Here is a 23,782-nt window from a genome sequence, read left to right as displayed (position 1 = left end):
GTCATGTCAGGATTACGTTCTACTTATCAAAACGGACAGGAGAACCGCTTGCGGAACCAGGAGAGCTTCGTCCCCGTCGAGGACGAGTTCGACGACGTCACCACCGGCGAGCTGGACCTGTCGGAGCGGCAGTCTCTCCGGCGCGTCCCAGGCCTCTCTACCGAGCTCAGCGACGTCACCGAGGTGGAATACCGCCAGCTGCGGCTGGAGCGGGTGGTCCTGGTGGGTGTCTGGACCGACGGCACGGTGACCGACGCAGAAAACTCCCTGACCGAGCTTGCCGCGCTGGCGGAGACCGCCGGTTCGCAGGTGCTCGAAGGGCTCATCCAGCGCCGCACCCGGCCCGACCCGGCCACCTACATCGGCCGCGGCAAGGTCGACGACCTCAGCGCGGTGGTGCTGGCCAGCGGCGCCGACACTGTCATCTGCGACGGTGAGCTGTCGCCGTCGCAGCTGCGCAACCTGGAGCAGCGCACCAAGGTCAAGGTTGTCGACCGGACGGCGCTGATCCTCGACATCTTCGCCCAGCACGCCAAGAGCAAGGAAGGTAAGGCGCAGGTCGAGCTGGCCCAGCTCGAATACCTGCTGCCCCGGCTGCGTGGTTGGGGTGAGACGCTCTCCCGGCAGACGGGTGGTTCCGGCCGGGGTGGCGGCGCCGGTGGCGGTGTGGGTGTGCGTGGTCCCGGTGAGACCAAGCTGGAGACCGACCGGCGGCGTATCCGCCACCGCATCTCCCGACTGCGGCGCGAGATCAAGAGCATGCGCACGGTACGCGTCACCAAGCGCGCCCGACGCACGCGCAACTCGGTCCCTGCCGTGGCCATCGCGGGTTACACGAACGCCGGCAAGTCCAGCCTGCTCAACCGGCTGACCGGTGCGGGTGTGCTGGTGGAGAACGCGCTGTTCGCGACGTTGGACCCGACCACCCGCAAGGCCACCGCCTCGGACGGGCGGCTCTACACCCTCTCCGACACCGTCGGCTTCGTCCGGCACCTGCCGCACCAGATCGTCGAGGCGTTCCGCTCGACGCTCGAGGAGGTCGCGGAGGCGGATCTGGTGGTGCACGTCGTCGACGGCACCCACCCGGATCCGGAGGAGCAGGTCCGGGCGGTTCACGCGGTGCTCGCCGAGGTCAGCGCCGACCGGCTCCCCGAGCTGTTGGTGGTCAACAAGACCGACGCGGCCGACGAGGACACCCTGCTGCGGCTCAAGCGGCTCTGGCCGGACGCGATCTTCGTGTCCGCGCACTCGGGTCGGGGCATCGACGGGCTGCGCGCGGCGATCGAGGAGCGGCTGCCCCGCCCGGCCGTGGAGGTCCGGGCCGTGCTTCCGTACGACCGGGGCGACCTGGTGGCACGGGTGCACCGCACGGGTGACGTGCTCAGCACGTCGCACCTGCCGGAGGGCACGCTGCTGCACGTCCGGGTCGGCGCGGAGCTGGCTGCGGAGCTGGCGCCCTTCGAGGTCCAGCGGGAGAGTCAGGTGGCCGGCGTCCGGTCCTGAGCGACCACGGCGTCATCCACCGGAAACGCGCGGCATGCGACACTGACCGAATGCGCCGCGTTGTTTCCTCGGTCACGGTTGCCCTCGGCCTGCTCGGGGCAACCGTGGCGCTCTCCGGAGTCGCAGTGGCGGCTCCCGCCCCCGGGTTGTCCGCTGCCGCTCCCGGGCAGAAGCGGTGCACGATCACCGACGAGCGCCTGCGGGAGCTGTCCGGGCTGGTCGCGACCAAGAGTGGCTACATCGTCGTCAACGACGGCACCGAGAACGTGGCACGTAAGCGGGTCTTCTTCCTCGACAGCAAGTGCAAGATCTCGAAGGAGCCGGTCCGCTACTCGGGGCAGGGCCCGGCCGACACCGAGGACCTCGCTCTCTCCAAGGACGGCAACACCCTCTGGATCGCCGACATCGGCGACAACGCGGACTCGAAGACCCGCCGCACACGCATCGCGCTCTGGTCGATGCCGGTCAGCGGCAACAAGCAACCGACGTTGCACCGGCTCGCCTATCCCGAGGCGAAACCGCACGACGCCGAGGCCCTGCTCATCGGCGACGACGGCAAGCCGCTGATCATCACGAAGGTGACCAGCGGCAAGGCCGAGATCTACACCCCCGCGACGGCTCTGAAGAGCGGCGACACCGAGCCGGTGCCGATGCGCAAGGCCGGCGAGATCACCCTGCCGAAGACGCAGACGGAGAACCCGCTCAACACGTTCGGCCGGATCGCCATCACCGGCGCGGCCCGGTCGCCGGACGGTTCCCGGGTGGTTCTGCGCACGTACGCGGACGCATTCGAGTTCGACGTGAGCGGCGGCGACATCGTCGGCGCGCTCAGCACCGGCAAGCCCCGGGTGACGGCGTTGGCCGACCCGTTCGGCGAGGCCATCAGCTACTCCCCGGACGGGAAGTCGTTCCTCACGGTCTCCGACGCCACCCGGTTCGGCGAAGACGAGCCCCTCGACATCCTCAGCTACACACCGTCCAGCTCGACAGCGGTGCCACAGGCACCGGGCGGCGGGGCTGCTGCCAAGCCGGCCGCCTCGAAGTCCTGGACGGACGGGCTGAGCTTCGACGACATCACGTACCTGGTCGGCGCGGTCGGGTTGCTCGGTCTTCTGCTGGTCGCCGCCGGCATCGTCGGCATCGTCCGGGCCCGTAACCGGCCGCCGGCTGACGACTCCGACTCGTCGGACCCGGATGGTGAGCCGCTCGACCCGCGCGGCGGCCGGTCCGCCGATGATCCCCGAGCATCTGCCGACCGTAAGGGCGGTGTCTACGGTGGTGGCGCAGCGGCGGGCGGTGCGGTCTACGGCGGTGCACCGGGTCGCGGCGGTGCCCCGGGTCGTGGCGGCCCGGCTCCGGCAGGCGGTGCCCCGGGTCGCGGCGGCCCGGCTCCGGCAGGTGGTGCGGTGTACGGAGGTGCCCGCCCGGCAGCGGCCGATGGTGGCTACGGCGGGGCGCGGTCAGGTGGCGGCAACGGCGTCTACGGCGGCGGACGGCCTCCGGCCGGTGGCGGCGGTCGACCGCAGGGCACCGGGGGCCGCCCTCAGGGCGCTGGTGGTGGCGGTCGTCCGCAGGGTGCCAGTGGAGGGGGTCGTCCGCAGGGCGCTGGTGGCGGCGGTCGCCCCCAGGGTGCCGGCGGTGGCGGTCGCGCACAGGGTGGCGGTGGTCGCCCGCAGGGCGGCGGCGGTCGGCCTAGCGGCGGGGTGTACGGCGACGGTGGCGGCCAGCCCGGCACCGGCCGTGCGGAGCCGCCCCGGCGTGGCGGCCAGGAGCCCGACCAGCGGGGTCAGCGGCCCGGCCGTCGGCGGGACGACGACGCGCCTGTCGATCCGTACGGGCCGTATCCCGGGGGCGGTCGCGGCTATCGGGGCGACCGCTACTGAAGGCTCAGCTGGTGCCCAACCGCCCCTGACCGACGAATGCGGGTGGGCACCACCACGTGCGCCCACCCGCCGGTGCGTCAGATCCGGCGGAGCACCGCCACGACCCGGCCCATGATGGTGGCGTCGTCACCGGGGATGGGGTCGAAAGCCGGGTTCTGCGGCATCAGCCAGACATGCCCGTCGCGTCGACGGTAGGTCTTCACTGTCGCCTCGCCGTCGAGCATGGCGGCCACGATCTCGCCGGAGTCGGCGGTCGGCTGTTGCCGGACGACGACCCAGTCGCCGTCGCAGATCGCCGCGTCGAGCATCGAGTCACCCTTGACCTGGAGCATGAAGACCTCGCCCTCGCCCACCAGCTCGCGCGGGAGCGGGAAGATGTCCTCCACGGCCTGCTCGGCGAGGATGGGGCCACCGGCGGCGATCCGGCCGAGCATCGGCACGTACGCCGGGGTCGGCCGCTGTGCCCGGGACAACTCGTCGTCGATCGCCTCGCTGGGAGCGCGAACGTCGACCGCGCGCGGCCGGTTGGGGTCGCGACGCAGGAAGCCCTTCTTCTCCAGCTCCTTGAGCTGGTAGGCGACGCTGGACGGCGACACCAGGCCGACGGCCTCGCCGATCTCACGGACGCTCGGCGGGTAGCCGTGCCGCTCGACCCAGGTGCGGATGAACTCCAGGATGCGACGCTGGCGTGCGGTCAGGTCGACAGTCGCCGGGTCGGGGAAGGCGCTGACCACCGGGGTGACCGGGCGCACGGCGGGCTGACCCGTCCGGCTGCGCGCGGCGCTGCGGCGTCGGGTGGCCGGCGGGCCCGCCTCGGTGATCTGCTGCGGGCTCTTCGGCCGGCTGGCCCGGTCCTCGGTCACGTCCGTCCTCCCTGGTCGGCGCTGGGTGCCTCGTCGGCTCGTGGTGCGTGCGGGGTGCCACGTTGTTCATGACCGTATAGGTGAGATCAGTCATTTTCAAACATCTGTACGACCTCTCACCGGCGTGTCGGGGTGAAAAACCACTCCGGTCGTACGGATGTTCTGATAAATGGTACGTCAGGTAGCACTGGTGTTCGATGCTCGGCCGTTTTCCCGGTGGGTCTGGCCTGCTGGCCGGTAACTCGGGAGAGCGCTCGGCGTTGGGTCTTCGGGCGCGCTGATGGTCGCGGATGACCGGATGGTCCGTGACGCGCCGGACACGCGGGTCAACTTGACCCGGCCTCCCCAGCGACATACGGTCGACCCCTAGATGTAGTAGTGACACGGGCGTAAGTTGCCCACAGGTTGGGTCCGACTACCGACCGCACTCCCGTAAGGTCGAGCACGGCGGGCGTCGTCCGAGGACGGCACCGTCGCGGCGAGCCGTGTCCGGGGGTGCCCGGTGTGGGCGCAGTTGATCATTTTTTGGAGGTGGGCGATGCGGTGTCCGTACTGCCGGCACGCTGACTCCCGAGTGGTCGACTCACGGGAGGCCGACGACGGCCAACTCATTCGACGGCGGCGGTCCTGCCCGGAGTGTGGCAAGCGGTTCACCACCGTCGAGGAGGCGGTCCTCGCGGTCGTCAAGCGCAGCGGGGTGACCGAGCCGTTCAGCCGCACGAAGATCATCGGCGGGGTGCGCAAGGCGTGCCAGGGCCGGCCGGTCGACGACGACTCGCTCGCGCTGCTCGCGCAGCGGGTGGAGGAGTCCGTCCGGGCCAAGGGGGCCGCCGAGATCCCCAGCCACGAGGTGGGCCTGGCGATCCTGGGCCCGTTGCGCGACCTGGACGAGATCGCCTACCTGCGGTTCGCCAGTGTCTACCGCTCCTTCGACTCGCTCGCCGACTTCGAGCGCGAGATCGAGACGTTGCGGGCCGCGGCGCGGGCCCGGGAGCAGGGCCGGGCCGACGCGGTCGAGGCCGCCGGCCGTACCAGCTGAATCTTCACTGTTTTTCGAGCGATTGGGACGCGCGGTGGGTGACCGCGCAGACGAGGGGGGCGACGGCGTGACAACTAGCCGTTCACGGAACAAGGCAGGCGCGGGGCTGAAGATCGAGCGGGTGTGGACGACCGAGGGGGTCCACCCGTACGACGAGGTCAGCTGGGAGCGCCGCGACGTCGTGATGACGAACTGGCGGGACGGCTCGATCAACTTCGAGCAGCGGGGGGTCGAGTTCCCGGAGTCGTGGAGCGTCAACGCGGCCAACATCGTCACCACCAAGTACTTCCGGGGAGCGGTGGGGACCCCGGAGCGGGAGTGGTCGCTCAAGCAGTTGATCGACCGGGTGGTCACCACCTACCGCACCGCGGGTGAGGAGTACGGCTACTTCGCGAGCCCGGCCGACGCCGAGATCTTCGCGCACGAGCTGACCTGGATGCTGCTGAACCAGGTGTTCAGCTTCAACTCGCCGGTCTGGTTCAACGTTGGTACGCCGTCGCCGCAGCAGGTCAGCGCCTGCTTCATCCTGGCCGTCGACGACTCGATGGACTCCATCCTCGACTGGTACAAGGAGGAGGGGCTGATCTTCAAGGGCGGCTCCGGCTCCGGCGTCAACCTGTCGCGGATCCGCTCGTCGAAGGAGCTGCTCTCCTCCGGTGGCACCGCCTCCGGCCCGGTCAGCTTCATGCGCGGCGCGGACGCCTCGGCCGGCACCATCAAGTCCGGTGGCGCGACCCGTCGGGCGGCCAAGATGGTCATCATCGACGTCGACCACCCGGACATTGAGGAGTTCGTGGTCACGAAGGCGCGCGAGGAGGACAAGATCCGCGCGCTGCGTGACGCCGGGTTCGACATGGACCTGGGCGGCTCCGACATCGTCAGCGTGCAGTACCAGAACGCCAACAACTCGGTCCGGGTCTCCGACGAGTTCATGTCGGCGGTCGAGAACGGCAAGGGCTTCGACCTGCGTGGCCGACTGGACGGCTCGGTGATCGACACCGTCGACGCCAAGAAGCTGTTCCGGACGATCTCGCAGGCCGCCTGGGAGTGCGCCGACCCGGGTCTGCAGTACGACGACACGATCAACGACTGGCACACCTGCCCGGAGACCGGGCGGATCACCGCGTCGAACCCGTGCTCGGAGTACCTGCACCTGGACAACTCCTCGTGCAACCTGGCCTCGCTCAACCTGATGAAGTTCCTCCGCGCCGACGGTGGCTTCGAGGTGGAGAAGTTCGTCAAGTCCGTCGAGTTCGTCATCACCGCGATGGACATCTCGATCTGCTTCGCGGACTTCCCGACCGAGAAGATCGGTGAGACGTCCCGCGCCTACCGGCAGCTCGGCATCGGCTACGCCAACCTGGGCGCCCTGCTGATGGCCTCCGGCCTGCCCTACGACTCGGAGCAGGGCCGCTCGGTCGCCGCCTCGATCACGTCCCTGATGACCGGCACCGCGTACCGCCGCTCGGCCGAGCTGGCCGGCGTCGTCGGCCCGTACGACGGCTACGCCCGCAACGCCGAGCCGCACAAGCGGGTCATGCGCAAGCACGCCGCGGCCAACGACGAGATCAAGCCGACCAGCCCGGTGGCCACCGCGATCGTCCGCGAGGCGACCAAGCAGTGGACCCAGGGCAACAAGATCGGTGACAAGTTCGGTTGGCGTAACGCGCAGGCGAGCGTCCTCGCCCCGACCGGCACCATCGGCTTCATGATGGACTGCGACACGACCGGCGTGGAGCCGGACCTGGCGCTCGTCAAGTTCAAGAAGCTGGTCGGCGGCGGTTCGATGCAGATCGTCAACCAGACGGTGCCGCGCGCCCTGCGCAGCCTCGGTTACCCCGAGGAGCAGGTCGAGGCGATCGTCGAGCACATCGCCGACCACGGCCACGTGGTGGACGCCCCCGGCCTCAAGCCGGAGCACTACCCGGTCTTCGACTGCGCGATGGGGGAGCGGACGATCGCTCCGATGGGTCACGTGCGGATGATGGCGGCCATCCAGCCGTTCGTCTCCGGCGCCATCTCCAAGACGGTCAACATGCCGGAGGCGGCCACCGTCGAGGATGTCGAGAAGATCTACTTCGAGGGCTGGAAGCTCGGCCTCAAGGCACTGGCGATCTACCGGGACAACTGCAAGGTCGGCCAGCCGCTCTCGGTGGCGAAGTCCAACAAGGCCACCGATTCGGCTGCCGCCACCGTGGCTGCCGAGCCGGCCTCCGTGGAGAAGGTCATCGAGTACCGGCCGGTGCGTAAGCGCCTGCCGAAGAAGCGCCCGTCCGAGACGGTCAGCTTCTCCGTCGGCGGTGCCGAGGGCTACCTCACCGCGTCGTCCTACCCGGACGACGGGCTCGGCGAGGTCTTCCTGAAGATGTCCAAGCAGGGCTCGACCCTGGCCGGCGTGATGGACGCCTTCTCGGTGGCCATCAGCATCGGCCTCCAGTACGGCGTCCCGCTGGAAACGTTCGTCAGCAAGTTCACCAACATGCGCTTCGAGCCGGCCGGTATGACCGACGACCCGGACGTGCGGATGGCCGCCTCGGTGATGGACTACATCTTCCGTCGCCTGGCACTGGACTTCCTGCCGTACGAGCGTCGCGCCGAGCTGGGCATCTTCACCGCTTCGGAGCGGGCCGCCCAGCTGCGGGCCGAGGCCGACGCGGAAGCCGCTGCGGCGGTGGGCGCGGAGCTCACCGTGATGGCGTCCTCGGCGCCCGTGGAGACCCCGGCCAAGCCGGAGGCCGTCGCGCAGCCGGCCCAGGAGATGGCCGACGTGGCCGCCGCCAAGCCGGCACCGAGCGTGGGTTCCAGCACCGAGTTGCTGGAGGCCGTTATCGGCAAGGCCGCCGACGCACCGCTCTGCTTCACCTGCGGTACGAAGATGCGCCCCGCCGGTAGCTGCTACGTCTGCGAGGGCTGCGGCTCCACCAGCGGCTGCAGCTGACGTACGCGCAACACGGCGCTGCCCCGGTCTCCCTCGTGGAGGTCGGGGCAGCGCCGTTTCCGGATAGCGGTCCTACCGGTGTTGCCATGATCAAGTGATGAGAAGTAGGTCAGAGATGGCCCTTCGACCTACTTTTCATCACTTGATCATGTAAGTCTGTCGGTGCTCGGCTCAGGCATGCGACCACGGCACGTCGCCGTAGGCGCGCTGCACGGCGACCGAGGACTGCTGCACCGGCGCTTCCTGGGCTGGGTCCGGTAAGTCTCATCCGGCGGGGCGAGAGCGGTTCCACTACAGCGACAACTCGCACAAGTGGATCGCGCCCGATCCGGACTACGACCAGGAAGCCTGGGACGAGATGGTTCGGCAGCACCAACGCCAGCACGTGGAGGAGATCTCCCGGCGCAGGGAGCCGCGCCAATGAACCGCGATGTCGCCGGGGCGGTGGAAGTCGTCGCAGCATCTGACGGAAACCGCCTTGCCCTTGAGTGGCTGGCCCCGCAGGATGTCGACATGATCAAAAGAATCGAACCCGCCGTCACCTGGTGACGCTCCCCGAAGCGTGGGTGCTGGGTGCCGGGCCTTTCCGTGAGATCGGTCAGCCCCGCGTCACCGCCACCTCTCCCAACGGTGATCTGATCGCGGTCGGTGGTGGTCTTGGCTCGGCGCAATGGCACGGCCGCACCGCCTCCCGCGGCTCCGGGTCGCATCCGCTGGCGGTGTACCGGACCGACGACCTCACCTGCATCCACCAGGTCACATCGCGCTGGCCGGCCCAGAGTGTCGCCTTCCATCCGACCCTGCCTCTGGTGGCGTTCGGCACAGGCTCGTACGACGGCGGGTGGTCCTACGAGGGCGAGTTGCTCCTGCTGGACCTGACAACTGGTAACGCCGTCTCGTTGCTGGAACATCCCCGCCAGGTACGACAGATCACATGGCGAAGCCCGGAGACGCTCGACCTGGTGCTGGCCATTCCGTGTGACGCGGACGAGCAGCGGTTCGGTACGACCTCCCTGGCGTGTTCCATCAGCCGCGATGACTGGGACCGAGCCGCCGTCGGCATGTTGCGGATGCCCTACGGGGAAAAAGCAGTCCCGGAGCAACCTCCGACCGATACGGCTGCGGCAGTCGCTGCCGTCTCGCACCTCTGCCGGCAGCGCGGCCAGGTGTGGGCAGCACGCCGGGGCGTGTGGGCGGTCGAAGGGCTCGCGGATGGCCGGATCCTCACCACGCTGGAGGGTGTCGGTCTTGAATGTTGGTCAGGGACAACTGGGCAGTTGCTCTGGCAGGTGCCGGTCGATGGCACGGGCTGTCAGATCCGGGTGCTGCCGGGCGGTCGAACAGCCCTGGTGTTGACGCAGGCGCCGCGCCGGTACCGGGAGGGGCGGTGGATCCGAGACCCGAGCGTTGTGCTGGAGATCGACCTGGACGACGGCGCAGTCCGGAAAACCCACAAATCGTCCTGTCCCGCAGTATTGGTCAGCAGGACCGATGGCTCATGGGCCCTTCGCGACACCGACCATGACAGGCGCAGCAGGACAGCCGGAGAAGTCACTTTCGGGCCGCCCGCTGACAGTGCGACCACCATCCAACTCGGCCGATACGATCTCTTCAATCACTTCTTCGACATCAGGTACGCACCGGAGCTGCTGTTTCTGCAGGGCCGGAGGGGTGAGCCCTGGCGCGGCAAATGGGTGGTCGCCGTCGACGCGCCGACGGGCCGGGTCCGGCGGCTCTTCCCGCTGGAATGGGACGCGCCGCGAGGCCGTCACCTGTTCGGCGGCAGCGGTGCGTACCTGGACGACACAGCCGGACCGGCGCTCGTTCACAGCGGCGCGGTTCACGACCGCGCGGGACTGCTGCCGGGAAACGCCTTCGTGCTCCGCCGCAGGTATCCGACCGGTGAGCCGCAATGGATCTTCACCGCCGATCGCGAGGCAACCGCCCTGGACGCCGACGACACCTTCGTCTACGTCGTGTTCAACTCAGGAGAGCTGATCGTCCTGAAGGCCGAGGACGGCGTTGTGCACGTCCGACAGGAGCTACGGATCGCAGGTCGCCCTGTCGTTCCGCTCTCGCTGGCCCGGGTAGGTGCCGGCCGCCTGGCGATCGGCACCCTCGATGGCCAGGTGCTTGTGGTTCCCGTCGATGCGCCGGCGTGAGCGGCCGTGCGGCAACGAGCGGAACATCACTGCTCAGCATCAAGTGATCTCGGCGATTGGGCTACTGCCTGGCGCGTTCGGCGGCGCGTACGGCGTTGCGGAACAGCATCGCGACGGTGGTCGGACCGACCCCGCCGACCCGGGGGATGATCGCGCCGGCGACCTCGGCGCACGCTTCGTCCACGTCCGGCAGGAGCCGCCATCCGTCGTAGCGGACGCCGGCGCCGATGACGACGGCGCCGGGCTTGACGTGCTCAGGCTGAACGATCCCGGGTACGCCGGCGGCGGCGACGAGGATGTCGGCGCGGCGGGTGTAGCGGGCCCAGTCGGGCACGACGGACTCAGTCGGTCGGCAGGAGCGGGCGCATGAACGTCCGCTCGTACCGCACGACACAACCCGAGTCGTCGCGGATGCGGTCAGCCGCGACGAACTCCGGGTCGGTGCCGAACCGTGCGCGGTAACGCTCGTAGGCTGCCAGGCTTTCGAAGCTGAACAGCGCCTCGGCCTTGTCGCTGGCACCCTCGGCGGGCAGGAAGTAGCCATGGTGCACCCCGCCGTGCCTGCCCACGAGCCGCATCCATGCGCGGGCGAAGTCTTCGAACGCCGCGATCTGCGCGGGATCGATCGTGTAGTGCACGACGCACGTGATCATGACCCCACCATACGGGCCGGTCGCACGGTCAGGGTTGGGTAAACAACGGCCCGTAGTTCGACCGGAACATCTGCTCGCCGAGGCGGCGCATCACCAGGTCGCGCAGCGCGGGCGGAAGCCCGGTGGCCTTGTCCCGACGGTGCGTCTGGCTGAGCACCCAGTTCGTCCGCGGGCGTCGCCGCGCCTCGTAACCCCGTAACGCCTCGGCGACGGAGTCGGCGGCGGTCAACGACGACGCGAGCACGACCGCGTCCTCCAGGGCCATGGCCGCGCCCTGGGCCATGTTCGGTGAGGTGGCGTGGGCGGCGTCGCCGATCAGCAGCACCGGCCCTCGGGACCAGGAGTCGAGCACGACCTCCTGGTTCGGGCCGGCGTGCAGGGTGCTGTCGTCGTGGTCGAGGGCCTTGAGCATGATGGTCGCCGGTTCGGTGAACGACGCGGCCACGTCGTCGCGCCAGCCCGGCCGGTCGGCCACCGGGCCGTCGTTGTAGTAGCAGTACGTCTGCTCGGCGCTGATCGGGATCGTCAGGAACTGCCGTCCGCGCCCCAACTGCACCGACCAGAACGGCTCGTCGTCGATCCGGGGAGCCACCCAGCGGTACGCGTACTGGCCCAGGTTGCGGGCCGCCTGACCGTCGAAGGCGAGCCGGCGCACCGTCGAGTTCACCCCGTCCGCGCCGATCACCAGGTCGTACCGTCCGGTGCTGCCGTCACTGAACTCGACGGCGACCCGGGCGCCCTCCTGGGAGAGGGCGATCGGGTGGTGTCCCCAGCGGATCGGGGCGTCTCCGACGCCGGCCAACAGGGCCCGGTGCAGCTGGGCCCGGGGCAGCGACACGCACGGGCCGACGCCCTGCCACAGCGCGGTCACGTCGATGTCGAAGAGGCGGCGCCCGCGCTGGTTCGCGCTGCGCTGCCGGGTGATCTCCACGGCGACGTCGGCGATCGGCTCCCGCAGACCGAGGACGTCGAGCATGCGGGTCGCGTTGCCGGTGAGGTAGATGCCGGTGCCGGAGTCGGTCGGCCCGGGCGCCCGCTCGGCCACGTCGACAGTGGCGCCCCACTCGCGCAACGCGGCGACAGTTGCCAGCCCGGCGATGCCCCCGCCGACGATGAGTACCCGGACATCGTTACCCCGCACGACACGTTCCTCCCCGTTGCTCAGGCCGGCTGAGCTGCTGCTCAACGGTCCGGCCGCCGGAGAACTCTACGAGGCGGGTGAGCCGGTGCACGGCACGGGGCGGGTTCAGGACGTAGCGGCCGGGAAACCCTCGGCCAGGGCGGTGACGGTGTGCTCGATCCGTGCGTGCGCCTCCGCATCGATTCCGTCGATGAGGGCGACGCGGTGCAGCACGCCTACGACGGCCAGAGCCAGTGCCTCGGTGTCGACGCCCGCAGGCAGTCGTCCGAGCCGTCGTTCGGCGTCCAGGTAGTCGACGGCGGCGCGTTCGAGGCTCTGCAGCGCGGCGCTGCCGGTGCCCAACACCGCCTCGACGTCCGCAGCCAACGCGGGCCGGCAGGCCATCAGCCGGGTGACGCCCCGCAGGGTGATCAGCGGGGTCGCGAGCATCGTCTCGCTGAGGTTTTCGGCGATTGTGCCGGTGCCGGCGCGGGCGGAAAGGCCAGCCGCGGTACCGGCGATCTGGAAGCTCCGATCGACGGCGTAACCCACCAGGAAGTCGTCGAAGTTCGCGAAGTGGGCGAAGAGCAGCCCGGTGGCGACGCCGGCCTCGCCGGTCACGGCTCGGCTGGTGAGTTGGCCGGGGCCTGCGGTGGCGATCAAGCGCTCGGCGGCGGCGAAGAGGTGCTGCCGGGGTTCAGCGATGGGAACTCCGCGTGGCATGCCACGAGTCTAGGCGGGTTGTGCAGGGATGAGCACATGCTCATAATGTTTGAGCAAATGCTCATTCTGGTTCTTGGGGGTTCGGATGAAACGAGCGGTGATCGTCGGCGCGGGCATAGCCGGTCTCGCCACGGCCCTACGGCTGGCCAGGGACGGGTGGCACCCACTCGTCGTCGAGCGGTCTCCGACCCGGCGCAGCGGTGGTTACCTGGTCAACCTGCTCGCGACCGGCTACGACGCGGCCGAAGGGCTCGGGCTGGTTCCGGCGCTGTCCGACCGCGCGTTGGGTCCGTTCACCACAGTGCTGGTCAGAGCGGACGGTCGGCCGAAACTCACGGTGCCCGCCGCCGTCGCCGAGGCCGCGCTGGGTCCCCGGACCATGACGGTGTTCCGCGGTGACCTTGAAACCGCACTCTACGAAGCGGTACGCGATCGGGTCGAGATCCGCTTCGGCACTACCGTGTCCACTATCGATTCCACCGACGACCGGGTGCGGATCAGCCTCAGCGACGGCACCACCGAGGATGCCGACCTGCTCGTCGGCGCCGACGGCGTCCACTCCGCGACCCGGACGGCGACTGTAGGCCCCGACCACCGGGTCGACCTGCCGTACGTGGTGGCGGCGTTCCCGCTGGCGCATCCGGTGACGGGCGTGCCCGAATCGTCGGCGACGACCTTCATCGGCCCCGGTCGCACCGCGGCGATCGTCAACCTCGGGCCCGGCCGATCGTCGGCCTTCTTCACCTACCGATGCGCGGACCCGGCCCGCGAGCTGGAACGCGGACCGGTGGACGCCCTCCGCGCGACGTTCGGAGACCTGGCTGGGGGAGCGCCCGAGGCGATCCGCCACCTCCAGACCGATCCGGCCGGCGCGTACTTCGACCGGGTCAGCCAGGTAGACAGTCCACGGTGGAGCGCCGGTCGCACCGTACTGCTCGGCGACGCGGCCTGGTGTGTCACCCTCTTCGCCGGACACGGCGCGGCGTTGGCGCTCGCCGGCGCCGACCAGCTCGGCACCGCCCTGCGACGGCACGGCGACGATGTCCCGTCCGCTCTGGCGGACTGGGAGACCGGCCTACGCCCGGAGGTGGTCAAGCGGCAGGCACTCGCCCGCCGCGGCATGTACCAGTACGCGCCACCGAGCCGGTTCCACGTCTGGATGAACGACCTCACGATTCGAGCAGTCACCCTCCCCGGCGTCCGAGGTGTCGTCCGGCGCGGCATCGAACGGCAGAACCGTTGACCAGCAAGCGAATCGGGCGGCAGGCTCAGCCGGTCGGGAGCTGCCATCATTGAGCCGTGACGATCAGCGAGCAGTACGTCGACTTCGCCGTGCGGGAGGCGCGCGGTACGTCGCCTGTGTACGAACGACTGTCGCAGGCTGTTGCCCACGACGAGTCCCTGCTCGATCTGCTGGACGGGCTTCCGCCGGCCAAGCGGCAGCCGAACCTGTTGTTCAGCGTCGTCCGCTGGCTCGGCGGCCCGGTCGGCGACCCAGCCGCGTTCCACGACTACGTGCTGACGCACTGGCCCGCCGTCAAGGCGGAGCTGCTCACCCGGGCCACCCAGACGAACGAGACCGGCCGGTGCGCGGTGCTGCTACCGGTGCTCGCCGCGCTGCCACAGCCCCTTGCCCTGCTGGAGGTCGGCGCGTCCGCCGGGCTCTGCCTCTACCCCGACAGGTACGCGTACCGCTACGGGGAGCACCAGGTCGGTGCCGGTGAGCCGGTCCTGGAGTGCGCGGCCAGCGGGTTGGTGCCGCCGGCAGGCGTACCCCGGGTGGTGTGGCGGGCCGGCCTCGACCTGAACCCGCTCGACGTGACCGACCCCGACGACGTGTCGTGGCTCGATGCGTTGATCTGGCCGGAGCACGCGCACCGGCGGGCCCGGCTGCGCGCCGCGGCGGCGGTAGCCGCGGCCGATCCGCCGCTGCTGGTCCGTGGTGATCTGGTGGACGACCTGCCGGCGCTGGCGGCCCGCGCGCCGGCCGACGCGACGCTCGTGGTCTTCCACACATCAGTGCTGTACCAGGTGCCGCCACCGCGGCGGGACGCGTTCGTCCGGCTGGTCGGTGAGCTGCCCGGCCACTGGATCGCGAGCGAGGCGCCGGAGGTGCTGCGGTACGACGGGTTGCCCGACCCGCCGACCGACGCGCTGCACAACGTCCTCGCCCTGGACGGCCGGCCGTTGGCCTGGACCAGAGGCCATGGCCAGGCGATGACCTGGTTCGGCTGAGGTCACCGAGCCGCTGATTCGACGGTCAGCTCAACGAGCCGGCTCAGGCGTCCGGTGGCGCAGGGCCCGGATGAACCAGTCCACCGCCGGCGCCGTCGCATCGCCTGTCGACCAGCCGTTGAGCACCGCCAACAGGTCGAGGTAGCGGTCCCGGCGGGGATCATTGGCCAAAACCAGCCGGTCGAGCAACCGCCGACGCAGGTCTGCCTCATCGGAGTGATCGTGCAGGCTCGCGTACCGGCTGGTGACCGTCGCTACCACCGGATCGGCATCCGGGCTGGTCGGGTCGAGACCCGCCGCGAGGGCGGGGGCCACCGCGTCCCGGACCACCGCGACGGCGTCCGGGCGGGGCAGCCCAGGAACGTCGTGGTCGGCGGCGTGCTGCCGAACCAGCCGCCGCATCCGGGCCCGGAACTCCGGTTCCCGGCACAGCTCGGCCAACTCCAGCCACGCCTCGACCTGCTCGGTGCTGGGGTCGTCGGGCAGTTCCGGCGTCATCGAGACGATCACACCCGGGTACCCGGGCACGTCGTCCAGGTCGGCGAAGACGCTGCCCAGGAAGTCGTCCACCAGTCGCCCCCGTTCACGCGTGGTGAGCTTGGCCAACCGGTGCAGGTCATCAACCTCGGACGGGCCCGACCCGCGCCTCGCCGCGACGGTGAGCACCGCCTGGCGCAGCCGCAGCACCCTGATCTGCACTGCCAACGCCTCGGCGTGCGCGGCGGCCACCTCGTGCAGGGGCACCTCGTGGTCCACCACCCGCCTGATGGTGGCCAGGTCCAAGCCCAGGTCACGCAGCGTCCGGACCAGCTCGAGCCGAGCAACCGCCTCGGCGTCGAACAGGCGGTAGCCAGCCGGGCTCCGGCCAGTCGGCGGGACGATCCCGCTGTCGGCGTAGTACCTGATGGTCTTGACGCTCAGGCCGGTCCGCCGGGCCAGGTCGCCGATCGTGTACCGCGTCTCCCCGCTCATGCCCCCACCCTGCTGTCTCCCTCCGCTGGAGACTCAACCCCACCCCAGCGGCAGGTGGACATCGAAGGTGGGTCGCGCAACCGGTTCCGGACAGGGCATAGTGGCCCGCGGCGTCATCGAACGGTGTTGCCTGCGCTTGCCGAAGGTGGTGGGAAGTGACGACGCGCTCACATGCCCGGTGGACCCGAGCGGCCGCATCGATCACGCTGACCGTGGGGACGATCGCTGTGTCGGCGGCACCCGCGGCGGCCGCACCGGAGACTGTCCGCATCCTGAGCGTGTCGGCGGAGCACGTGAAGCCCGCCGAGACGGTACGCGTGCGGTACACCGTCACCAACAACGGAAGTAGGGCCGAAACGGCCATCGTGGTGGTCGGCGGCGGCTTGCGCTGCACCTCCGGATGCCGGGTCGAGCCGAAGCTCGGGCCGGGCCGGAGCCAGACCTTCGATACGACGCTCGTCGCCCCCGACGCTCGCCCGGGTGAGATCACTGGCCTCAACATCTCGATCGGCGTGCGGCTCGCCGGGCAGAACAGCTATGACCACAGGATGGTCTACGTCCACGGCCCGGGTGCGCCCTCGCCCGGCGGGGACAAGCCGGCTTCCGGGGTGAAGGGGGTCTCCGGTCGGGTCCGCGATGCGGGCGGAAAGGCAATCAGCGGCGTCGCCCTGACCATCCAGGACAGCGCCGGCCACGAATACCGGACGACCAGTAGCCGCACCGGCCAGTTCTCGATCACGGCGAGCGCCGCTAAGACGATCGCGGCGGGTCCCATCACCGTCCGCGCATCCAAGGACGGCTACGGCAACGCCCGCACGACAGTACGAGGGGCCGCCGGTGACGTCGCGACAGTGGGGTTGACCCTGACTGCGGTGGCAGCGCCCACCACGGCGTCGGCGTCACCCGCCGAGGAGGCAGAACCTGTCGCCGCGGCGGACGAGGGCACCGCCGAGGCAGCGCCGCCCAGCCTCAAGGCCGTCAGCGACGAGGGAGGCAGTTCGGTGCCGTTCCTCCTGGGCGGCTTGCTGGTCGCCGTCGGCCTGGGCGCGCTCGCACTGGTGGTGATGCGCCTGAGGAACACACCGGGCGCGGTGGCGGCGACGGATGTTCCCTCGACGCCCCAGCCGTGGGCGCCGGCCGGGGGGAGCATGACCGACGCTCCGACCGCGGTACTGCGCGTCGTGCCGGAGGGCGGGTACCCGGGCTCGTACGGCGCGCACCCGCAGGGTGGTGTCGACCAGAACGGCTACCGAGGCTGACCGTCGCCCTACCCGCCGTGTTCGCTCCGGTGCCGGCCCCTCCCTAGACTGCGGCGGTGACCGGAGAGCGGAAACCCCTGGCCGGCCGGCCGCTCACCGAGCCGCACCCGTCCCGGCTGTCGCCGGAGCACCCCGACCGGGCCCGGATCCTCGCCGCGCACGACGCCGCGCTCGCCGCCGGCGAGGCCGGTTACCTCGACCCGGCGAGCGGGTTGTTCGTGCTCAGCGCCGGATTCCTGGCCCGTCGAGGCACGTGCTGCGGGCGGGGTTGCCGACACTGCCCGTACGTGGACGATCCACCGTCCGGATAGGCGTGCACGAGGACTTCCGCCCGACCCGGACACCCCGTACGGTTTCCGACGGACATCCGGCGGGCGCCTACCGCCGTTGGTCGGCGAGAGGGTGGAACGTGCGCGGGCTGATCGTGGTCGCCGGGATGGCGGGGCTGCTGGTGAGCGGGTGCGCCGCCGAGGCCGAGCCGGTGGCGGTGCCGCCGCCGGTGCCGATCGCGGTCGAGGTGGCGGCCGCCTCCTCGGGTGGGGCCTGCCGACTGCTGGACTTCGCGGTGATCGAACAGCTGTTCAAGGTGCGCTTCGACGTGGCCGCGGCCAGCGAACAGGGCGACACGTACACCTGCGTGGTCCGGGCGGCGGGCCCGGCCCTGCCGGACCTGACGTTGAGTGTGTCCAAGACCACGATCGACAAGGCCACCTTCGCCGCGGAGGTGGTGCCCGACAAGGCGGCGAAGGTCACCGGGCTGGGCCAGCAGGCGTACCGGCGTACCCTCGCTGCCGCGAGCGGGCGCGGACCGGTCGCCGAGGTGGGCTGGCTGGCCGCCGACGGGCGCTTGGCCACGGTGAGCTGGACCTCGGCCCGGGGCAGCGAACGCTCGGTGGTGGAGAAACTGACCGGCGACCTCACCACACTGGCGAAGAAGGTGAACACCCGGGCGTTGTGACGCCCGGGTGTTCGCTTGGTCAGTTGGCGGCGACGAAGACCCGCGAGGCGACCTCGCGGGGCAGCCGCACCCGGTCCCCGGAGCGGTCGATGGACACCCCGTCGCGCTCCTGCGCCACGGTCACCGTCGCGCCGGGGTCGACACCGGCGGCGTGCAGTTGACGCAGCACGTCACCGTCGGTCTGCACGCTCTCGCAGATCCGGCGGACGACGACCGGCCCGGAGAGGCCCGGGAAGGCCAGGTTGCGCTCACCCTCGGCGACCTCGGTGGCTTCCGCCTCCGGTGAGCCCAGCTCTTCCAGACCCGGGATCGGATTGCCGTACGGGGAGCGGGTCGGCCGGTTGAGCAGGTCGTAGACCCGCTTCTCCACGGCGTCGCTCATCACGTGCTCCCAGCGGCAGGCCTCCTCGTGGGCCTCCTCGTAGGGCATCCCGATGACGTTGACCAGCAGCAGCTCGGCGAGGCGGTGCTTGCGCATCACGGACACGGCGGTGCCGCGACCCAGTGCGGTGAGGGTGAGGTGTCGGTCACCTTCGACGGTGAGCAGGCCGTCGCGCTCCATCCGGGCGACGGTCTGGCTCACTGTGGGACCGCTCTGCCGTAGCCGCTCGGCGATGCGGGCACGCAGCGGCGGCACCCCCTCCTCTTCGAGTTCGAGGATGGTGCGCAGGTACATTTCGGTCGTGTCGACCAGGTCGTGAGACTTCATAACGTCAGCGGCCCTCCGATGCACGATGTTACCTCGGTGAACGACTGACGACCGCCGCCGAACCGCGTGCCGTCGACACGGATGGTGTTTGATGGTCGCCATGTCCGGTCCCCAGGAGCCGTTGGTCGAGGTCGACCGGCTCGCCGCCGCGCTCGACGACGTCGATCCGCCCACCCTGCTCGATGTTCGCTGGCGGCTCGTCGGCGCGCCCGGCCGTGACGACTACCTCGCCGGTCACCTGCCCGGCGCGGTCTTCGTCGACCTGGACACCGCGCTCTGCGGCGCGCCGGGTGCCGGAGGTCGGCACCCGCTGCCCGACCCGGCGGCGTTGCAGGCCGCGCTCCGGGCTGCCGGCGTCCGTGCCGATCACCCCGTGGTGGTGTACGACGGCGGCGACGGCATGGCCGCCGCGCGGGCCTGGTGGACGTTGCGCTGGGCGGGGCACCGGTCGGTGCGTGTGCTGCACGGCGGCTACCCGGCCTGGGTCGCCGCCGGTCTGCCCGTCTCCACCGACGCGCAGTCCCCGACCACCGGCGACGTCGTGGTGCGGCCCGGTGGGCTTCCGGTCCTCGACGCGGGGCAGGCCGCCGCCCTGGCCGCCGTGGACGACGCCGTGCTGCTCGACGTACGGACTGCTCCCCGCTACCGGGGCGAGGTGGAGCCGATCGACCCGGTCGCCGGGCACGTGCCGGGCGCGGTCAACCTGCCCGCCGGCGAGTACGTCGGCCCGGACGGGCGCTTCCCGGCCGCCGACGTGTTGAGCGAGCGGTTCGCTGCCGCCGGGGTGACCGAGGCGGGTGCCGTCGGGGCGTACTGCGGCTCCGGAGTGACCGCCGCGCAGGCGGTGCTGGCGCTGCACCTGGCGGGCCGCACGGACGCGGCGCTCTACGTTGGATCGTGGAGCAACTGGGTGGTCGATCCGGTCCGTCCGGTCGCCGTCGGGGAGACACCTGGCCGTTGACCAGCGCGTGCGGTGGGCCGGCGGCGGTCCCCGTGCGACGATGGGCTCATGTCCGACGACACGGTGGTGGTGTGGGACGAGTCGCTGCTCGCCTACGACATGGGTGACCATCCGCTCGACCCGGTCCGGGTGGAGTTGACGTTCGCGCTCGCCCGCGAGCTGGGCGTCCTGGACCGTCCCGGGGTGCGCATGGTCAAGCCGGAGATCGCCGACGACTCGGTGCTCACCCGGGTGCACGACAGTGCCTACCTGGCCGCGGTGCGGGCCGCGCCCCGTGACCCGCTCTTCGCCGGTTACGGGCTGGGCACCTCGGACAACCCGGTGTTCGAGGGGATGCACGAGTCCAGCGCGTTGATCGCCGGGGCGACGGTTGCCGCCGCCGAGGCGGTCTGGCGCGGGGACGCGCGGCGAGCGGTGAACGTGGCCGGCGGCCTGCACCACGCGATGCCCGCCCGGGCCTCCGGCTTCTGTGTCTACAACGACCCCGCGGTGGCCATCGCCCGCCTGCTCGACCTGGGTGCCGAGCGGATCGCGTACGTGGATGTCGACGTGCACCACGGCGACGGGGTGCAGCAGATCTTCTGGGACGACCCGAGGGTGCTGACGGTCAGCCTGCACGAGACTCCGCTGGCGCTCTTCCCGGGCACCGGCTTCCCGGACGAGACGGGTGGGCCGGGCGCGCAGGGCACCGCCGTCAACATGCCGCTGCCACCGGGTGTCGACGACAGCGGCTGGCAGCGGGCCTTCCACGCGATCGTGCCATCGGTGTTGCGTGCGTTCCGGCCGCAGGTGCTGGTCAGCCAGTGCGGCGCGGACGGGCACCGACTGGACCCGCTCGCCGACCTGAACCTGACGGTGGACGGGCAGCGGGCAACCTACCTGGCAATGCGGGCACTCGCCGACGAGCTGTGCGACGGTCGTTGGGTGGCCACCGGCGGCGGTGGGTACGCGCTGGTCGAGGTGGTGCCCCGGGCCTGGAGCCACCTGCTGGCCGTGGCCACCGGAGCCCCGATCGATCCGGCCACGCTCACCCCGCCCGGGTGGCGGGACCTGGTCGCCTCCCGCCGTCTGGGCCGGGAGGTGCCGTTGCGGATGACCGACGACGCCGACCCGTCGTACGAGCCGTGGCAGCCGACCGGTGAGCCCAACGCGGTGGACCGGGCGATCGCGGCCACCCGCAAGACGGTCTTCCCGTTGCTCGGGCTCGACCCGCACGATCCGCGGGACTGAGCCGGGCCGTTCCGGTGACGACCGTGGACCAGCCGGTGGACGTGCTGCTCAGCGACGGCAGCACCGTCCAGTTGCGACCGATCGACCCGGCCGACGCGCCGGGCATCGTGGCGATGCACAGTCGCTTCTCCGAGCGCACCCGCTACCTGCGCTACTTCTCGCCGTACCCGCGCATCCCGGAACGGGATCTGATCCGTTTCGTCACCGTCGACCACCGCGACCGGGAGGCGTTCGTGGTGTTGGCCGCCGGGCAGATCGTCGCGGTCGGCCGGTACGAGCGGCTGGGCCCGCAGGCCCCGGAGGCGGAGGTGGCCTTCGTCGTGGAGGACGCCTACCAGGGCCGGGGCATCGGCTCGGTGCTGATGGAGCACCTGGCCGACGCGGCCCGCCGCAACGACATCATGAGCTTCGTCGCCGAGGTGTTACCTGCCAACGGGACGATGCTGCGCGTCTTCGCCGACTTCGGCTACCAGGTCCAGCGCGAGTACGCCGACGGCGTGGTGCACCTGAGCTTTCCGATCGCGCCCACCGAGGCGACCCTCGAAGTGCAACGCGGCCGGGAGCACCGCACCGAGGCCCGCTCGATCGCCCGGCTGCTCGCCCCACGGGGCATCGCCGTCTACGGCGCCAGCGCCACCGGTCAGGGTGTCGGCGCGGCGGTGCTCGGGCACCTGCGGGACGGCGGCTTCACCGGCTCGGTGGTGCCCGTGCACCCGAGCGCGTCGACAGTGGCGGGCCTGCCCGCGTACCCCTCGGCTGTCGACGCCGGCACACCGGTGGACCTGGCGGTGGTGGCGGTGCCCCCGGAGGCGGCGACCGCTGTGGTCGCCGACGCGGCCACGGCGGGGGCGCACGGCCTGGTGGTCATCTCGGCCGGCTTCGCCGAGGCCGGGGCGGAGGGCGCGGCCACGCAACGGGCGCTGGTCCGCGCGGCACACGCCGCCGGCATGCGGGTGATCGGCCCGAACTGCCTGGGCGTGGCCAACACCGATCCGACGGTACGCCTCAACGCCACCCTCTCCCCGGCACTGCCGCCGGCCGGACGGGTGGGCATCTTCAGCCAGTCCGGCGCGTTCGGGGTGGCGTTGCTCGCCGAGGCGGACCGGCGTGGCCTCGGGCTGTCCAGTTTCGTGTCGGCCGGTAACCGGGCCGACGTCTCCGGCAACGACCTCCTCCAGTACTGGCAGGACGACCCCGGCACCGACGTGATCATGTTGTACCTGGAGACCTTCGGTAACCCGCGCAAGTTCGCCCGGCTGGCCCGGCGGATCGGTCGCGCCAAACCGGTCGTCGCGCTCGCCTCGCCGGCCCGCCCGGTCGGGGTCGGTGACACCGCCGGGCCGGACGAGGTGGCGGTGGCCGCCCTCTTCGCCCAGTCCGGGGTGATCCGGGTGGACACCGTGCCGGAGCTGCTCGACGTGGGTGTGCTGCTGGCCAACCAGCCGCTGCCGGCCGGCGGTCGGGTCGGCGTGGTCGGCAACTCCTCGGCCCTGACCGGCCTCGCCGCCACCGCCTGCGTCGGGCAGGGCCTCACCGTGGCCGACGGCTATCCCCGCGACGTCGGGCCGAGCGCCGGTGCCACCGAGTTCGCCGCCGCTCTCGCTGAGACGGCCGGCGACGAGCGGGTGGACGCCCTGGTGGTGGTCTTCGCCCCGCCGCTGCCCGGGCAACTGACCGCTGTGGACGCCGACGTGACCGCCGCGCTACCGGCCGCTCTGGCACTGGGCAAGCCGACCGTGGCGACGTTCCTGGTCGGACGGCTGCCACCGGGCGTGCCCGCGTACGGCGGCGTGGAGGAGGCGGTACGCGCCCTCGCCCGGGTGCACCGGTACGCCGAGTGGTTACGCCGTCCGCCCGGCATCGCGCCCGAGCTGCCCGACGTCGACCGGGCCGCCGCCCAGGCCGCGCTCCGCGCCGACGGCGCCGACCCGGGCGCGCTGCTGGCCGCGTACGGCATCGAGGTGGTGGCCTCGGTGACTGTCGACTCGGCCGACGCGGCGGTCGACGCGGCGGCGCGGCTGGGCTTCCCGGTGGCGCTCAAGGCGGCCGCCCCCGGGCTGCGGCACCGGCTCGACCTCGGCGCGGTCCGCCTCGACCTGCCCGACGAGCCGACGCTGCGTCGCGCGTACGCCGAGCTGGCGGCGACCTTCGGAGCGGAGGCGCTGGTCCAGCCGATGGTGCCGCCCGGCGTGGCCTGCGTGGTGGAGTTGGTGGAGGATCCGGCGTTCGGGCCGGTGGTCGGCTTCGGCCTCGGTGGGGTCGCCACCGAGTTGCTGGGCGATCGGGCCTGGCGGGCGGTGCCGCTGACCGACACCGACGCCGCCGAACTGGTCGACGAGCCCCGGGCGGCGCCGTTGCTGCGCGGACACCGGGGTGCCGCACCGGTCGACCGGGCCGCCCTGGCGGACCTGCTGCTGCGGGTGGGTCAGCTCGCCGACGAGCAGCCCCGGGTGCGTTCGTTGACCCTCAACCCGGTGCTGGCCCGTCCGGGCGGCATCTCCGTCCTGCACGCCCAGGTGCGGGTGGGTGGCGTCGCCGCCCGCCCGGACACCGGCCCCCGCCGCCTCTGAACGC

Annotated in this window: 20 protein-coding genes and 1 pseudogene; 14 read left to right on the top strand and 7 right to left on the bottom strand. The window is 71.2% G+C overall.

Annotated elements, in window-relative coordinates:
- Positions 1 to 48 precede the first annotated feature (48 nt).
- A complete protein-coding gene (gene hflX / locus FHU34_RS26445) occupies positions 49 to 1,503 on the top strand; it encodes a GTPase HflX (RefSeq protein ID WP_145784928.1) in 1,455 nt (484 codons plus the stop codon).
- A 50-nt stretch (positions 1,504 to 1,553) separates the two neighbouring features.
- On the top strand, positions 1,554 to 3,386 hold the full coding sequence (locus tag FHU34_RS26440; RefSeq protein WP_145784927.1) for a hypothetical protein: 1,833 nt from the start codon (positions 1,554 to 1,556) through the stop codon (positions 3,384 to 3,386).
- A gap of 77 nt (positions 3,387 to 3,463) precedes the next feature.
- Here FHU34_RS26440 and lexA read toward each other — a convergent pair whose 3' ends face one another.
- Positions 3,464 to 4,249, bottom strand: coding sequence for a transcriptional repressor LexA (gene lexA, locus FHU34_RS26435; RefSeq protein ID WP_091400540.1), 786 nt, complete (start codon positions 4,247 to 4,249; stop codon positions 3,464 to 3,466).
- A gap of 538 nt (positions 4,250 to 4,787) precedes the next feature.
- Between lexA and nrdR the strand changes: the two genes are divergently transcribed.
- From nrdR to FHU34_RS26420, 4 genes are all read left to right on the top strand, one after another.
- Positions 4,788 to 5,288: a transcriptional regulator NrdR gene (nrdR, locus tag FHU34_RS26430; RefSeq protein WP_145784926.1), complete on the top strand. Its 501-nt coding sequence runs from the start codon at positions 4,788 to 4,790 to the stop codon at positions 5,286 to 5,288.
- A gap of 34 nt (positions 5,289 to 5,322) precedes the next feature.
- A complete protein-coding gene (locus FHU34_RS26425) occupies positions 5,323 to 8,226 on the top strand; it encodes a vitamin B12-dependent ribonucleotide reductase (RefSeq protein WP_145784925.1) in 2,904 nt (967 codons plus the stop codon).
- Positions 8,227 to 8,646: 420 nt separating this feature from the next.
- Positions 8,647 to 8,775 carry a hypothetical protein gene (locus FHU34_RS34090; protein ID WP_280116498.1) on the top strand — a complete coding sequence of 43 codons (129 nt, stop codon included), beginning with the start codon at positions 8,647 to 8,649 and terminating at the stop codon, positions 8,773 to 8,775.
- Positions 8,772 to 10,388, top strand: a complete 1,617-nt coding sequence (locus FHU34_RS26420; RefSeq protein ID WP_145784924.1) for a hypothetical protein — start codon at positions 8,772 to 8,774, stop codon at positions 10,386 to 10,388. The genes FHU34_RS34090 and FHU34_RS26420 overlap by 4 nt, the downstream gene beginning before the upstream one ends.
- Positions 10,389 to 10,449: 61 nt before the next feature.
- Here FHU34_RS26420 and FHU34_RS26415 read toward each other — a convergent pair.
- From FHU34_RS26415 to FHU34_RS26400, 4 genes and pseudogenes are all read right to left on the bottom strand, one after another.
- Positions 10,450 to 10,821, bottom strand: a pseudogene (locus FHU34_RS26415) (hypothetical protein); the annotation flags it as partial.
- Positions 10,730 to 11,026, bottom strand: a complete 297-nt coding sequence (locus FHU34_RS26410; protein ID WP_244311841.1) for an NIPSNAP family protein — start codon at positions 11,024 to 11,026, stop codon at positions 10,730 to 10,732. The pseudogene FHU34_RS26415 and the gene FHU34_RS26410, both read right to left, overlap by 92 nt.
- Positions 11,027 to 11,069: 43 nt before the next feature.
- The gene (locus FHU34_RS26405) at positions 11,070 to 12,182 is read right to left on the bottom strand and encodes an FAD-dependent monooxygenase (protein ID WP_244311840.1); all 1,113 of its coding nucleotides are present in this window, start codon (positions 12,180 to 12,182) and stop codon (positions 11,070 to 11,072) included.
- Between the two features lie 105 nt (positions 12,183 to 12,287).
- Positions 12,288 to 12,884: a TetR/AcrR family transcriptional regulator gene (locus tag FHU34_RS26400; RefSeq protein ID WP_145784922.1), complete on the bottom strand. Its 597-nt coding sequence runs from the start codon at positions 12,882 to 12,884 to the stop codon at positions 12,288 to 12,290.
- An 85-nt stretch (positions 12,885 to 12,969) separates the two neighbouring features.
- Here FHU34_RS26400 and FHU34_RS26395 point away from each other — a divergent pair, with 85 nt between their 5' ends.
- Both FHU34_RS26395 and FHU34_RS26390 read left to right on the top strand, forming a co-directional pair.
- Entirely contained in the window at positions 12,970 to 14,127 is a 1,158-nt protein-coding gene (locus FHU34_RS26395) for an FAD-dependent oxidoreductase (RefSeq protein WP_145784921.1), read from the top strand.
- A gap of 56 nt (positions 14,128 to 14,183) precedes the next feature.
- Entirely contained in the window at positions 14,184 to 15,119 is a 936-nt protein-coding gene (locus FHU34_RS26390) for a DUF2332 domain-containing protein (RefSeq protein ID WP_145784920.1), read from the top strand.
- Positions 15,120 to 15,149: 30 nt separating this feature from the next.
- On the opposite strand, the gene FHU34_RS26385 is transcribed toward FHU34_RS26390, so the two are convergent.
- A complete protein-coding gene (locus tag FHU34_RS26385; RefSeq protein WP_145784919.1) occupies positions 15,150 to 16,091 on the bottom strand; it encodes a MerR family transcriptional regulator in 942 nt (313 codons plus the stop codon).
- 212 nt (positions 16,092 to 16,303) lie between these two features.
- On the opposite strand from FHU34_RS26385, the gene FHU34_RS26380 reads away from it, so the two are divergent.
- The 3 genes from FHU34_RS26380 (at position 16,304) to FHU34_RS26370 (ending at position 18,308) form a co-directional block, all read left to right on the top strand.
- Positions 16,304 to 17,350 carry a carboxypeptidase-like regulatory domain-containing protein gene (locus tag FHU34_RS26380; RefSeq protein ID WP_244311839.1) on the top strand — a complete coding sequence of 349 codons (1,047 nt, stop codon included), beginning with the start codon at positions 16,304 to 16,306 and terminating at the stop codon, positions 17,348 to 17,350.
- Between the two features lie 56 nt (positions 17,351 to 17,406).
- Complete coding sequence (locus FHU34_RS26375) at positions 17,407 to 17,661, top strand: DUF5522 domain-containing protein (RefSeq protein WP_145784917.1); 255 nt, start codon at positions 17,407 to 17,409, stop codon at positions 17,659 to 17,661.
- A 98-nt stretch (positions 17,662 to 17,759) separates the two neighbouring features.
- Positions 17,760 to 18,308: a hypothetical protein gene (locus FHU34_RS26370; protein WP_145784916.1), complete on the top strand. Its 549-nt coding sequence runs from the start codon at positions 17,760 to 17,762 to the stop codon at positions 18,306 to 18,308.
- Positions 18,309 to 18,327: 19 nt separating this feature from the next.
- Here FHU34_RS26370 and FHU34_RS26365 read toward each other — a convergent pair whose 3' ends face one another.
- Entirely contained in the window at positions 18,328 to 19,017 is a 690-nt protein-coding gene (locus tag FHU34_RS26365; protein ID WP_145784915.1) for an iron-dependent transcriptional repressor DtxR, read from the bottom strand.
- A 100-nt stretch (positions 19,018 to 19,117) separates the two neighbouring features.
- Here FHU34_RS26365 and FHU34_RS26360 point away from each other — a divergent pair, with 100 nt between their 5' ends.
- Genes FHU34_RS26360 through FHU34_RS26350 form a run of 3 tightly spaced genes read left to right on the top strand, consistent with a single transcriptional unit; the run spans position 19,118 to position 23,778 of the window.
- Positions 19,118 to 19,978: a sulfurtransferase gene (locus FHU34_RS26360; RefSeq protein ID WP_145784914.1), complete on the top strand. Its 861-nt coding sequence runs from the start codon at positions 19,118 to 19,120 to the stop codon at positions 19,976 to 19,978.
- A 48-nt stretch (positions 19,979 to 20,026) separates the two neighbouring features.
- On the top strand, positions 20,027 to 21,208 hold the full coding sequence (locus FHU34_RS26355) for an acetoin utilization protein AcuC (protein ID WP_145784913.1): 1,182 nt from the start codon (positions 20,027 to 20,029) through the stop codon (positions 21,206 to 21,208).
- A 14-nt stretch (positions 21,209 to 21,222) separates the two neighbouring features.
- Entirely contained in the window at positions 21,223 to 23,778 is a 2,556-nt protein-coding gene (locus tag FHU34_RS26350) for a bifunctional acetate--CoA ligase family protein/GNAT family N-acetyltransferase (RefSeq protein WP_145784912.1), read from the top strand.
- The last annotated feature ends 4 nt before the right edge of the window (positions 23,779 to 23,782 follow it).

This window comes from Micromonospora taraxaci (genome assembly GCF_007830095.1).
GTDB lineage: Bacteria > Actinomycetota > Actinomycetes > Mycobacteriales > Micromonosporaceae > Micromonospora > Micromonospora taraxaci.
Note: the sequence above shows the minus strand (reverse complement) of the source record. Positions and strands in the feature narration are given on the sequence as shown.